Origin of the sequence: Providencia sp. PROV223 (assembly GCF_028479245.1) — a bacterium.
GTDB classification, from domain to species: Bacteria; Pseudomonadota; Gammaproteobacteria; order Enterobacterales; family Enterobacteriaceae; genus Providencia; species Providencia rettgeri.
Genome location: NZ_JAMPNG010000003.1, coordinates 58,555 through 72,353 on the forward strand (window position 1 = coordinate 58,555; position 13,799 = coordinate 72,353).

At 44.5% G+C, this 13,799-nt stretch carries 11 protein-coding genes; all 11 read right to left on the minus strand.

Annotation, left to right across the window (positions count from 1 at the left end; genetic code table 11):
• Positions 1-6: 6 nt before the first annotated feature.
• The 11 genes from ftsA to ftsI are packed head-to-tail and all read right to left on the minus strand — an operon-like array spanning position 7 to position 13,792.
• On the minus strand, positions 7-1,263 hold the full coding sequence (gene ftsA / locus PR767_RS05275; RefSeq protein WP_004262024.1) for a cell division protein FtsA: 1,257 nt from the start codon (positions 1,261-1,263) through the stop codon (positions 7-9).
• A gap of 35 nt (positions 1,264-1,298) precedes the next feature.
• Entirely contained in the window at positions 1,299-2,105 is an 807-nt protein-coding gene (gene ftsQ / locus PR767_RS05280; RefSeq protein WP_004913170.1) for a cell division protein FtsQ, read from the minus strand.
• Between the two features lies 1 nt (position 2,106).
• A complete protein-coding gene (locus tag PR767_RS05285; RefSeq protein ID WP_004913172.1) occupies positions 2,107-3,027 on the minus strand; it encodes a D-alanine--D-alanine ligase in 921 nt (306 codons plus the stop codon).
• A 2-nt stretch (positions 3,028-3,029) separates the two neighbouring features.
• Positions 3,030-4,493 (minus strand): UDP-N-acetylmuramate--L-alanine ligase, encoded by a 1,464-nt coding sequence (gene murC, locus PR767_RS05290; protein WP_004913175.1) that lies wholly within the window; start codon positions 4,491-4,493, stop codon positions 3,030-3,032.
• A gap of 46 nt (positions 4,494-4,539) precedes the next feature.
• The gene (murG, locus tag PR767_RS05295) at positions 4,540-5,613 is read right to left on the minus strand and encodes an undecaprenyldiphospho-muramoylpentapeptide beta-N-acetylglucosaminyltransferase (RefSeq protein ID WP_004913177.1); all 1,074 of its coding nucleotides are present in this window, start codon (positions 5,611-5,613) and stop codon (positions 4,540-4,542) included.
• The gene (gene ftsW, locus PR767_RS05300; RefSeq protein ID WP_109912942.1) at positions 5,610-6,803 is read right to left on the minus strand and encodes a cell division protein FtsW; all 1,194 of its coding nucleotides are present in this window, start codon (positions 6,801-6,803) and stop codon (positions 5,610-5,612) included. Before ftsW ends, murG begins: the two co-directional genes overlap by 4 nt.
• Complete coding sequence (gene murD / locus PR767_RS05305) at positions 6,803-8,113, minus strand: UDP-N-acetylmuramoyl-L-alanine--D-glutamate ligase (protein ID WP_004913186.1); 1,311 nt, start codon at positions 8,111-8,113, stop codon at positions 6,803-6,805. Before murD ends, ftsW begins: the two co-directional genes overlap by 1 nt.
• 1 nt (position 8,114) lies before the next feature.
• Positions 8,115-9,197, minus strand: coding sequence for a phospho-N-acetylmuramoyl-pentapeptide-transferase (gene mraY, locus PR767_RS05310; protein WP_272519980.1), 1,083 nt, complete (start codon positions 9,195-9,197; stop codon positions 8,115-8,117).
• Entirely contained in the window at positions 9,191-10,555 is a 1,365-nt protein-coding gene (gene murF, locus PR767_RS05315) for a UDP-N-acetylmuramoyl-tripeptide--D-alanyl-D-alanine ligase (protein ID WP_272519981.1), read from the minus strand. Before murF ends, mraY begins: the two co-directional genes overlap by 7 nt.
• Positions 10,552-12,039: a UDP-N-acetylmuramoyl-L-alanyl-D-glutamate--2,6-diaminopimelate ligase gene (gene murE, locus PR767_RS05320; protein ID WP_004913192.1), complete on the minus strand. Its 1,488-nt coding sequence runs from the start codon at positions 12,037-12,039 to the stop codon at positions 10,552-10,554. Before murE ends, murF begins: the two co-directional genes overlap by 4 nt.
• Positions 12,026-13,792, minus strand: a complete 1,767-nt coding sequence (gene ftsI / locus PR767_RS05325) for a peptidoglycan glycosyltransferase FtsI (protein ID WP_004913194.1) — start codon at positions 13,790-13,792, stop codon at positions 12,026-12,028. Before ftsI ends, murE begins: the two co-directional genes overlap by 14 nt.
• Positions 13,793-13,799: the final 7 nt, after the last annotated feature.

The following is a 13,799-nucleotide window of genomic DNA, read 5'->3' on the forward strand; positions in this document are numbered from 1 at the left end:
TCAAAATTAAAATTCTTTTCTCAGCCAACTGGTTATTTTACTAAACCACCCGCTAACTGATGCACGTTTTTCTACTTCGGTATCATCACCTAAATGGCTTTCTTTACCGTAATGCAGAAGCCCTACCGCTGTTGAATAATATGGCTCCTGCGCGTAATCCGTTAATCCTGTGATGTTGAGCGGTGTACCAATACGCACTTGCGTATGGAACACTTTTTGAGCGCACTCGACTAAACCATCGATCTGCGCAGCTCCACCAGTCAACACGATACCAGCTGCCAAATGGTGTTTGACACCTTGTTGACGTAACTGTTCCTGTAAATTTAAAATTTCTTCATTTACTAAATTTAACAGCTCAGTATACCTTGGCTCGATCACTTCTGCTAAGGTTTGACGCTGTAAACTTCTTGGTGGTCGCCCACCAACACTTGGTACTTCAACGGTTTCATCTTTACTGACGATAGAACCGACTGCACAACCATGGCGCACTTTAATGGCTTCTGCATCACTGGGTGGCGTTCCAAACGCATATGCGATGTCACTTGTCACCACATTGCCTGCATATGGAATCACTTTCGTATGGCGTAAAGCCCCACCAGTATAAACCGCCATGTCCATTGTGCCGCCACCGATATCGACGACACATACACCTAATTCACGCTCATCTTCCGTTAAAACGCTATAACTTGCAGCGAGACCGGCAAAAATAAGCTGATCAACTTTTAACCCACAACGTTCAACGGCTTTGACGATATTCTTCGCCATATCGTTATGGCAGGTGATCAAATGAACTTTTGCTTGCATACGTACACCCGATAGACCAACTGGGTTTTTAATCCCTTCTTGGTAATCTATTGCAAATTCCTGTGGTATTACGTGCAAAATTCTGTGTTCATCACGTACACGTACCGATTTTGCTGTATGCACAACACTGTCAACATCTTCTTGCGTCACTTCTTCTTCTGAAACTGGCACCATACCAATCTCATTTTGACAACTGACGTGCTTACCTGATAGCGCAAGGTAAACCGATGAAATTTGGCAGTCAGCCATTAATTCGGCCTGATCAATGGCTCTTTGTACACATTTTACCACTGATTCAAGGTCGTTTACGCCACCTTTGTCCATTCCACGAGATGGACAACTTCCCACCCCAATAATATTAACCATACCATCGGGCAGAATTTCGCCAACAAGGGCTGATACCTTGGAAGTTCCAATTTCAAGGCCTACCACTAATTTTCTGTCCGTTGCTTTAATCATTTTTTCTGCCTAATTTTTGTTATTAGTCATCGTCTTTATTGTAACTCCGGTGGAGCATCGACCAATAGTGGCGCCCAGCCCACCGCAGCACCACTGGAATAACGTAAGTCAACATAGTCAACGCGTTTATCCGTTGTTTGCTGCAAAAGCGGATACAGTTCAAGGAACCGATTTAACCGCTCTGACACATCTTTCTTACCTAATTCGATTCTAACATCGTTGTCTAAAATAATTTGCCAGGCATTTCTGGCTGTCATCGATAATGATTTTAGCTTTAGGTTATGTGCTGCTAACGTGTTCTTAAAAACTGCAAATTCTTTAAGGACATCTTTTTGGCTACCTTGTGGCCCATACAGCAACACATAATCCCCTTTACCATTTTCGCTAACTGGCAAGTTAAATACTCTGCCTTGTTCATCTACCATGTTTTGATCATTCCACCTAGCGAATGGGCGGTATTCAACAATGTGAATTTTCAATTCATCTGGCCATTGTTTACGCACCGTCACTTGGCGTACCCATGGCATCATGCTTATTTGGTTCTGGATAGCGTTGACATCAACGGTCATAAATGTCCCCGGCTGCCCTAAAGCTAAAATGGCCTTTCTGACATCATCATTTGTGGTGTAATGGCGCTCCCCCGTTAACACCAATTTAGACATCGGCAACCTGTCAGCATCTTTCATCCAAGTCATCACCATCCAACCACTCCAGAGGATAGTGCCAAGCACAAATAGGAAGAAAAATAACCCACCTAAAAATGCACCATTACTCGGTCCTGAACGTGGATCCTCGTCATTATTCTGATTATGATGCCTAACGTTTAGTGCTGCTTGTGACATATCAACGAGCCAATTTTAAAATTTGTACAACTAACTGTGAAAAACTCATACCAGCCTGTCGAGCTGCCATCGGTACTAGACTATGGCTTGTCATACCCGGTGATGTATTAACTTCCAGCAGATAAAATTGACCATCATTATCTTGCATTACATCAACTCGTCCCCAGCCTTCGCAGCCAACGGCTTGGTAAGCTTTCAGTGCTAATTCTGCGAGCTCAGATTCGAGCTGTTCACCTAAACCACTTGGGCAAAAATATTGAGTTTCATCAGATAAATATTTTGCTTCGTAGTCATAAAAAATACCCGGTGGTTGAATACGAATTGACGGTAACGTGTTATCTCCCAACACAGCAACCGTGAACTCTGGGCCACTCAGCCATTTTTCAATTAACAACGTTTCATCAAATTGAAACGCGAGGTCCAAAGCAGCCGGCAATGACTCTAGGCTATCAACTTTACTCATGCCAACACTAGAACCTTCTAGACTAGGTTTCACAATCAGAGGTAGCCCTAACAATTGCACTTTAGCGACAATTTGCTCATGAGATGCCTGCTTATACTGCTGCTGTGTTAAGTAAACATATGGCGATACACTTAACCCTGCACCTTGCCATAATTGTTTTGTTCTCAGCTTATCCATACTCAGCGCTGAAGCCATAACACCACTACCGGTATAAGGGAGGTTTAGTGTTTCTAACAACCCTTGTAATGTACCGTCTTCACCACCTCGGCCATGTAACGCAATAAAAACTTTATTAAAACCTGCATCTTTCAAGGTTTCTACAGGGAAATCTTGGGGGTCAATAGGATGAGCATCAACACCTGCTTGGCGTAACCCCGCCAGCACAGCATTTCCTGACTGAAGTGAAACTTCACGTTCAGCAGATGAGCCTCCTAATAGAACCGCAACTTTCTCTGTCATTTTTATTCCTCAACCATCGGTGGCTGTAATTTTGCTTCAGCTAGGTTTTTAGCTATTTTACCAATATTTCCTGCGCCTTGAACTAAAATTAAATCATTTTCATCAAGAGTTTGAGCTAATATATGCGGAATTTGTTCAGTATCGGCAACATAAATAGGATCAATCTGACCACGACCACGAATTGTTCTACACAATGAGCGGCTATCTGCACCCGGTACATGCTTTTCACCCGCTGAATAGACATCTAGCATTAGCAGTACATCTACCTGCCCTAAAACATTCACAAAATCATCGTATAAGTCACGAGTACGGGTATAACGATGTGGTTGGAATACCATAACAATGCGTTTATCTGGCCAACCCGCTCTCGCGGCTTTAATCGTTGCATCCACTTCTGTTGGGTGGTGGCCATAGTCATCGACTAGCATCACTTCACCCTCTTTGCCATTCACATTACGCAGAGGGAAATTCCCTAAGAAATCAAAGCGGCGCCCCGTACCTTGAAACTCAACTAGTGCAGATAAAATATGTAAATCGTCAATACCTTCTTCTGTGGCAACAGCTACTGCGGCTGTCGCATTGAGCGCATTGTGACGTCCCGGTGCATTTAGAACCACAGTCAGCTCTGGCATATTTTCACGAGCAATGGTGAAAAAGCCTTGATTTCCTTTTTGCTCATATTGCGTAATACGCACATCAGCATCTTCACTAAAACCATAAGTAGTAATGTAGCGACCAATTTTAGGTAGCAACGAACGAATGACAGGGTCATCAATACACATTACTGCACGCCCGTAGAACGGCAGATTATGCAAGAAATTAATAAATGTATTCGTTAAATTATCGAAGTCGCCTTGGTAAGTATCCATATGGTCAGCTTCGATATTTGTCACGACCGCAACTAACGGTTGCAAATGTAAAAACGATGCATCGCTTTCATCGGCTTCTGCAATCAAGTAACGGCTACTACCTAAACGCGCGTGCGTTCCTGCTGATTTAACTAACCCCCCATTCACAAATGTGGGGTCAAGACCTGCTTGTGCATAAATCCCAGAAATCATTGCTGTAGTGGTCGTTTTCCCGTGGGTACCTGCAACGGCAATACCATGGCGGTAACGCATTAATTCAGCCAACATTTCCGCACGACGAATAACAGGAATACGCAATTCTTTGGCGGCTTGAATTTCAGGGTTCTCACTCGAGATAGCCGTTGATACGACAACAACACTCGCGTCTTCAACGTTCTCTGGGCGGTGATTAAAGTAAATCGTTGCCCCTAATGCGGTTAATTGTTGAGTCACTGCATTCGGTGCTAAATCTGAACCACTAATTTCATAGCCTTCATTTGCCAACACTTCAGCGATACCACCCATGCCAGCACCGCCGATGCCGACAAAATGGATGTGCCTAACTCTTCTCATTTCTGGCACTGATGTTCTTAATTTCGCTAATTGTTGTGTATTCACTATATTTCTTCGCTTCTAATTAATTCGATATCAATTATGGCTAATATTATTTAGCCACTTCGCAAATCACGGTAGCAACTCGCTCAGTTGCGTCTGTAATTGCACAGCTATGCGCTTTTTCGGCCATTGAGAGTAATTCGTTTCTATCCCATTCTTCTAATAAGCTCGCCACAGCATCTGCGGTAAATTGTGATTGTTCTAAAATTTTAGCCGCTCCCGCTTTTTCTAGCGGTAATGCATTCCAATATTGTTGACGATCTTTATGTTGAAAAGGCACAAAAATAGCCGGTAAACCTGCGGCTGCAATTTCACTCACTGTTAATGCACCTGACCGACAGACAACAATATCTGCCCATGCGTAAGCTTGCGCCATATCATCAATAAATTCAGTAACTTTATACTCGGAATTGACTGAAACTTGCATATGTTCATTATACAATGCTTCTGTCGATTCCTTACTGCCTTTTCCCGCTTGATGCCAGATATTTAACTGTTTGCCTACTTTTTCAGCAACTCGCGGCATCACTTGATTTAGAATTCGAGCCCCTTGGCTGCCACCAACAACTAATACACGTATAGCACCTTCACGACCAGCTAAACGAACCTGTGGCGCAGGTAGTGCTAAAACATCTTCACGTACTGGATTACCGACAACTGGTGCGTTAGGAAATGCCCCCGGAAAGGCTTGTAATACTCTTTTTGCAATTCGAGATAACCATTTGTTCGTTAAACCCGCGATACCATTTTGCTCATGAAGTACAACAGGAACACCGCATTGCCATGCTGCAATACCGCCGGGCCCCGAAACATAGCCCCCCATACCTAATACAGCATCGGGTTGATAACGCTTAATAATTGTTTTGGCTTGGCGAATCGCTTTATAAATACGCCATGGCGACCCCAGTTGCGCTGCGATACCTTTGCCCCTGAGACCCGAAATTTGAATGAATTCAATATCGATACCATGTTTCGGCACTAATGTAGCTTCCATTCGGTCAGCCGTACCTAACCAACGGATCTCCCAGCCTTGAGCCTGCAAATAATGAGCCACGGCTAACCCCGGAAAAACATGCCCTCCGGTTCCACCTGCCATGACGAGTAATTTCTTTGCCTGACTCATTTAGTGCTCCTTACAAACGCCTGCGCTTTTTCAAGGCGTGTTTCAAAATCAATTCTCAGTAATATCGCAATGGCAGCAGCCATCACCAGTAAACTCGAACCACCATAACTAATTAGCGGTAGTGTTAAACCTTTTGTCGGTAACATACCTGATGCGGCGCCAACGTTAACTAACGCTTGGAAGGTAAACCAAATACCAATAGAACAAGCCAAATAACCACCGAATAATTGGTTTGACATCAATGCACGACGGCCGATCATCATTGCTCTAAATGCCAACATAAAGACCATCAGCAGAACCAATACAACGCCAAAGTACCCGAGCTCCTCAGCTAAAACCGAGAAAATAAAGTCTGTGTGTGCTTCTGGCAAATATTCTAATTTTTGTACTGAATTTCCAAGCCCTTGCCCAAATACTTCACCACGACCAAAGGCCATTAAAGATTGAGTTAGCTGATAACCACTTCCAAACGGGTCATCCCATGGATTCAAAAATGACGTGACTCGACGTAAGCGGTACGGCTCGAACCAAATCAAAGCCAATACCCCCACCGCACAAGCGGCAATACCGATAATAAAGGGGGCTAACCTTGCTCCTGCTAAAAACAACAACCCGAGAGTGGTAACCACTAAGACGATAACTGTCCCTAAGTCAGGCTGTAATAAAAGCAAAGACGCCATAACAATCAAAATACACATCGGTTTGATAAAGCCAAGAAAACGGGTTCTGACTTCATCAGATTTACGCACTAAATAACTGGATACGTAGCAAAACAACGTAAATTTCGAAATTTCTGCCGGCTGAATTTTTACCAAACCGATGTCTATCCAGCGTGATGCCCCGTTAACGGAACTTCCTGCAACCAACACCACGACTAGCATGCCAAGAGAAGCCATCAACAATATGAAGTTGTACTTCTCCCAAACCGCCATCGGAATACGCATAACACCTAGAGCTAAAATAAATGCGATAACGATATACACCACATCACGCTTAGCAAAATAAAACGGGTCTTCGGTTAAGCGCTGGCCAACTGGCATGGACGCAGAGGTGACCATAATAAAGCCAACCGCGGCTAAACCGAATGCCAACCACACCAATGTACGGTCGTAAAGCGTTGAGCCTGAAATCACGCCATTTTTTTCACCAATGACCCAATTTTTTAAACGCATCGCACCCGGTATCGTCATTAACCTAGCTCCTGGGCTAATTGAGCAAAGACAGTTCCACGCTGCTCAAAACTTTTAAACTGATCCAAACTGGCGCACGCTGGGGATAACAGCACCATGTCCCCCGCTTTTAGTTGAGGCGCAATTTGGCGTAAGCTTTGTTCCATCGTCTCAGTCAAAACTGATTTTTCAGGTGCCATATCCGCTAACTCTTTGCCATCACGGCCAAAGCAATATAAACGGTAGTTATCCGCAGCAATATATTGTTTTAATGGTGAAAAATCAGCTGACTTGCCATCACCACCTAATAATAAGTAGATATTGCCGTCCACATGTAACCCATTTAACGCCGCTTCAGTACTTCCAACATTGGTGGCTTTCGAGTCATTAATCCAGCGAACACCGTTATTGAATAACACTAATTCGAAACGATGCGCTAACCCCGCATAGTCTTTCAATACTTGAAGGCAAGCTGGGCGAGGAATACTCACCGCATCTGCCAGTGCTAGCGCGGCCAACGCATTGAGGTAATTGTGTTGGCCAGTTAAGTGCATCTCATTGACAGCGAGCAGCTCTTTTCCTTGAGCCACTAACACCCGTTTTTGGGTATCAAAGAAATAATCACCACTATTTAAGCCAAAGCTAATACATTCTTCCAAGGTATGATTGACAGGTAAGGTCAGTGCATCTTGTACGTTAACAATGCAGTTTTTAGCATCGTTATAAATTTTTAATTTAGCTTCACGATACTGCGCTAGACCTAATGGGTATCTATCCATATGATCTTCACTAATATTTAAGACTGTCGCGGCGGTCGCTTCTAAACTTGAAGTGGTTTCTAATTGGAAGCTGGAAAGTTCTAAAACGTATAGACGATGCCCTGCATTGAGTAATGAAAGCGCTGGCGTACCAATATTGCCACCAACACCAACTGAAATACCCGCAGCTTTAGCCATTTCACCAACCAATGACGTGACGGTACTTTTACCATTTGAACCTGTAATGGCGACAATCGGTGCATCGGCTTCACGACAAAACAATTCGATATCACCCACAATTTCGATGCCGTTTTCTGCCGCTTCCTGCAACTGAGGTGTTGCCAACGCAATCCCTGGACTCGCGACAATTAAATCGGCTGCCTGTAACCAGCTATTATTCAAGCTGCCACTATGGCATTCCACGTTCGCAGGGAGTTTATCTACCCCCGGAGGCACTGCACGGGTATCCATAACACGAGGCACAACGCCGCGCGCAAGGAAAAAATGAACGCAAGATAGGCCAGTGATCCCCAGCCCAATAATAACGACGTTCTTACCCTGATAATCGACCATCTTAACGCACCTTCAAGGTTGCCAGCCCAATGAGGACTAACATTAATGAGATAATCCAGAAGCGCACGATAACGCGAGGTTCTGGCCAACCCTTCAATTCATAATGGTGATGAATTGGTGCCATGCGGAAAATACGTTGCCCGCGCAATTTAAATGAACCGACTTGTAAAATAACGGATAATGTCTCAACCACAAACACACCACCCATAATCACTAATAAAAACTCTTGGCGCAGTAATACAGCGATAGTTCCTAGTGCACCACCAAGAGCCAATGAGCCAACATCACCCATAAATACTTGGGCTGGATATGTGTTAAACCATAAGAAGCCTAACCCTGCCCCCACAATGGCAGTACAGACAATCACTAATTCACCTGCATGTGGTAAAAATGGAATATGTAAGTAACTGGCAAAATTAACATTACCTGTTGCCCATGCCACTAATGCAAAACCTGCAGCGACAAATACCGTTGGCATGATAGCCAAGCCATCCAAACCATCTGTTAGGTTTACTGCGTTACTGGTTCCTACAATCACAAAGTAAGTCAGCAAAATATACAGCATGCCCAGTTGTGGCATCACATCTTTAAAAAATGGCACCACTAGCTGCGTTGCTGGGGTGTCTTTACCAATCACGTACATGGAAAAGGCAACAATTAACGCAATCACGGATTGCCAAAAATATTTCCAACGTGCGATTAGACCACGAGTGTCTTTACGTACCACTTTACGGTAGTCATCAACAAAACCGACAATGCCATAGCCAACTAACACAAGTAATACACACCAAACATAAGGGTTGTCTAAGCGAGCCCATAACAAAGTTGAAACGGTGATTGAAAATAAAATCAATAACCCGCCCATAGTTGGGGTTCCGCGCTTACTAAAGTGAGACTCAGGGCCTTCATTACGAACGACTTGGCCTATTTGCATTTTTTGTAAATAAGCAATTAAATGCGGCCCCATCCACAAAGCAATGGCAAGTGCCGTCAGCAAACCGACAATGGCCCTGAACGTCAAATAAGAAAAGACGTTCAGAACAGAAAACTTGTGGACCAACATTTCGGCAAGCCAGACTAACATTCGAAGCACTCCTTCAATGCATTCACAACATCTTCCATCGCGGAACTGCGTGAACCTTTAACTAAAATAGAAACAACGGCCTTCTGCTGTGCTAGCGGAATTAGTCGGGTTAATAAATCGGATTTCACTGTGAAATGCTCACCACATTCACTAAATTGGCTGATCAACTCACTTAATTGACCAACACTGAATACTTTGTCTAAGCCTGCTTGTTTAGCGGCGACACCAACACGCTGATGGCAATCTTCTGCATAATCGCCCAGTTCACCCATGTCCCCCACCACTAAGATGCGGTAACCTGGCATTTTTTCGAGAACATGGATTGCTGCGATCATCGAACCATCATTTGCGTTATAAGTGTCGTCTAAAACCACCTTGTGCTCCGCTAAGCGCACAGGGTATAACCGCCCCGGTACCGACTTCGTTTTCGCTAAGCCATTTTTAATATTGTCGAGGCTAGCACCGACTGAAATGGCTAATGCACTCGCCGCTAACACATTAGCGATGTTATGCAGCCCTGGTAATGGCAAGGTGATATCAACACTACCAACGGGAGTGTGTAACACAAAATCCGTTGTCAGCTGGTTCACTTGGATATCAGAAGGATAGAAATCCACTTTTGCTTGTGGCGTTAGTGAGTAATACCAAACGGTTTGACGTGGCTGAAACTGCCACTTTTCACTGTAGCTATCAAGGTTAACAATTGCAGTTCCTTCTTCTGGAATACCTTGATAAATTTCACCTTTCGCTTTAGCAACCCCTTCCGGTGAACCAAAACCCGCTAAGTGTGCAGCAAATAAATTGTTAACTAATGCGGCTTCTGGTTTGACAATATTGGTTGTGTAGGCAATTTCATTTGGATGATTAGCGCCCATTTCTATCACTGCAAAATCATCATCATGGGTTAAACGAAATAGGGTCAAAGGTACACCTATATCGTTGTTTAAATTACCTGCAGTATATAAGGTTTTACCGCGCTCAGATAAAATGGACGCAGTCATTTCTTTGACCGATGTTTTGCCTGAAGACCCCGTTAAGCCAACGACCCGGGCTCTACTCTGCTGACGAACCCATGCAGCCAGTTGGCCCATCGAGATACGCGTGTCTTTGACGATAATTTGTGGGCAATCCACTTCTAGTTTGCGCTCAACGAGTAACGCCTTAGCGCCCGCCATAACGACTTGCTGCGCAAAATCATGGGCGTCGAAGCGTTCACCTTTTAACGCAATGAATAGGCAATTTTCAGCAATTTTGCGGCTATCAGTACTAACCGCGCTAACCATTGCATTGGTGTCTGGAGCTGATTCAATCTGCCCTTGGGTAATTTGTGCCAATTGAGCGAGTGTTAAAGGGATCATGCGATTACCCCCAACAAACGAGCCACCGTTAGACGGTCTGAGTAATCTAACTTGCGCTGACCAATAATTTGATAATCTTCGTGCCCCTTACCTGCAATCACAATCACATCATCAGGAGATGCCTGCAAAATAGTGTTTGTCACGGCTTCTGGACGACCCGGTATGGCCAAAGCACGGCTGGAATCTAATAAGCCCGCCATAATATCATTAATAATATCGATAGGGTCTTCACTGCGCGGGTTGTCGTCTGTGATCACGATTTTATCTGCATACTCTTCTGCAGCAGCCCCCATTAGTGGACGCTTGCCTTTGTCACGGTCACCACCGCAACCAAATACACACCATAATTGACCTTTGCAATGTAAGCGTGCTGCCGCTAAAGCTTTTTCTAAGGCATCAGGAGTATGCGCATAATCAACGACGACTGTCGGTTTATTCGGTGCACTGAATACTTCCATACGCCCACATACTGGTGATAATGAAGAGGTAGTAGCCAGCAGTTTATCTAACGGATAATCCATCATTAGTAAAGTTGCCATTGCCACTAATAAATTGCTGACATTAAATGCACCCATTAATGGGCTTTCAAAGCGCCCATTTCCCCATGAGGAATCAAAATGGATGCTGGCACCTTTATCGTGATATTCAACCTCAGTGGCTTTTAACCATGGGCCTTGCCAGTCATTTGGGATACGGTTTTCCATGGTCACTGCGCACGCCTGTGGTAAACGTTGTAGCCATTTCAAGCCAATAGCATCATCCGCATTAATGATTTGCGATTTTGTATTATGCGTGGAAAACAACAGCCATTTTGCGGCTTCATAGCTTTCCATATCGCCATGATAATCAAGGTGATCACGACTTAAATTGGTAAACACCGCGGCATCAAACTGTAAGGCAGCAACTCGGCCTTGCACTAAGCCATGGGAAGACACTTCCATCGCTGTTAATGTCGCTTTTTGGTTCAATAATTGGGTCAATTCAAGTTGGATATCTACCGCAGAGCCGGTAGTATTTTCGCTTGGCGACACATGGCCTAATAGGCCATTACCCACGGTTCCCATTACAGCGCTAGTTTCCCCTAGCCCTTGAGCCCACTGAGCAATTAATTGTGTCGTCGTTGTTTTACCGTTTGTACCCGTCACACCAACGAGTTTCATATTAGCTGATGGCTGCTGATAAAACTCCCCCGCAAGGGCTGATAAACGGTTATTCAGGTCATTTAAATAAATGACAGGGACGCCATGAACGAAACGAATTTCACCTTCAACAGCTTCACCTTCCGCTTCCGCTATCACAGCAGAAACCCCTTGAGCAATTGCTTGAGGAATATAGTGTCGCCCATCTGATTGATGGCCTTTTATTGCAATAAACAGATCGCCCGCGGCAGCCTTTCGACTGTCTAGCGTCATCTCACGCAGTGAGATTGGAGTTGTGCTCACACCAAAGGGTGAGAGTAGATCACAAAGATTACGATCTGCCACTTTTAACCTCTTTTTGACTATTTACAATTTCATTTTGTTCATTTGGTTGCAATGCATCGGGTTCAACGTTCATCAACCGTAGAACCCCTCCCATGATTGAACCAAATATCGGTGCAGATACCGCACCACCGTAGTATTTACCTGCACTAGGCTCATTGATGAGCACTACTAACGCATAGCGTGGGTTACTCGCAGGAGCCACACCCGCGGCGTAAGCTAAATATTTTTCAACGTAACGCCCTTCAGGACCCACTTTCTTCGCAGTCCCTGTTTTAATAGCAATGCGATAGCCTTTAATTGCTGCTCGTGCTCCCCCGCCTCCGGGTAAAGCCACACTTTCCATCATATGAACCACTGTTCGCATGATCGGCTCAGGAAAAACACGTGTTCCTGATACAGGAGGGTCAACCTTCGTGATAGATAATGGCCGATAAATACCAAAACTACCGATAGTTGCGTAGGCTCGCGCTAACTGTAACGGTGTTACCATTTGCCCGTAGCCAAAAGAAAAGGTGGCCCTTTCTAAATCAGACCACCGTGTTTTTTTACTTGGAAAGATGCCACTACTTTCCCCGACTAACCCCAGATTAGTCGGCTTGCCAAACCCAAAGCGGCTATACACATCCACCAGCTCAGTGGCAGGCATCGCTAACGCAAGTTTTGAAACACCTACGTTACTCGACTTCTGTAAAATCCCAGTAATTGTTAGTTCAGCATACCGTGCTACGTCTTTGATCTCATGACCACTAATACGATATGGATAAGTATTAATTACTGAGTTTTCTTTAATAATTTTGTTGTGTAGCGCACTCATTACCACCATGGGTTTCACTGTTGAGCCCGGCTCGAAAATATCGGTGATAGCACGGTTACGCATCGCATCCATTGATGTACCCGTTAAATTATTTGGGTTATAGGATGGACTATTTGCCATTGCTAAAATTTCACCGGTATGAACATCCACTAAAATTGCTACGCCTGATTCAGCTTTATTTTCCTGTACACCACGTGTTAATTCACGGTAAACAATGGATTGAATGCGTTCATCAATACTTAATGTCAGATTATGCGCAGCTTGACTGTCAACAGAGGAAATCGTTTCAATCACTCGCCCATTACGGTCTTTGCGAACTGTACGTTCACCTGGTGCACCTTTTAACCAACGGTCAAAGCTTTTCTCGACACCTTCAATGCCTTCGCCATCAATATTTGTTACCCCCAATAAGTGAGCGGTAACTGGGCCTGATGGATAATAACGACGAGACTCTTTGCGTAAGTAAATACCAGGTATTTTTAGTTTTTTAACGTAATCGCCAATAGATGGGTTAACTTGACGCGCTAAATACACAAAACGGCCTCTTGGATTGGCCGATATTTTGCTGGTAATTTGTTCTAGTGGGATCTCAAGGGCATCCGCTAATGCTTTCCAGTGCTCGTCATTGCTGATCCCCCCTTTTTCGAACACTTCTTTGGGGTCAGCCCAAATTGCATTAACTGGCACACTCACCGCCAGTTGCCGCCCTTCTCGGTCGCTGATCATGCCTCGGGAAGTTGCGACTTCTTGCACTCGTAAAGAGCGCATATCGCCTTCTTTCACCAGTTTCTCTGGTGCGATAATTTGCAGATAAGCCACCCGCGTCAGCAACCCTGCTAACGCCAAGACAATGCATCCGCACAGCAAAATAAAGCGCCAGCGGACAAAGCTGGTACTTTCTTCTTGTTTCTTATTTTTCGCTGTTTTTGGTGCTTTCATTAGGAAC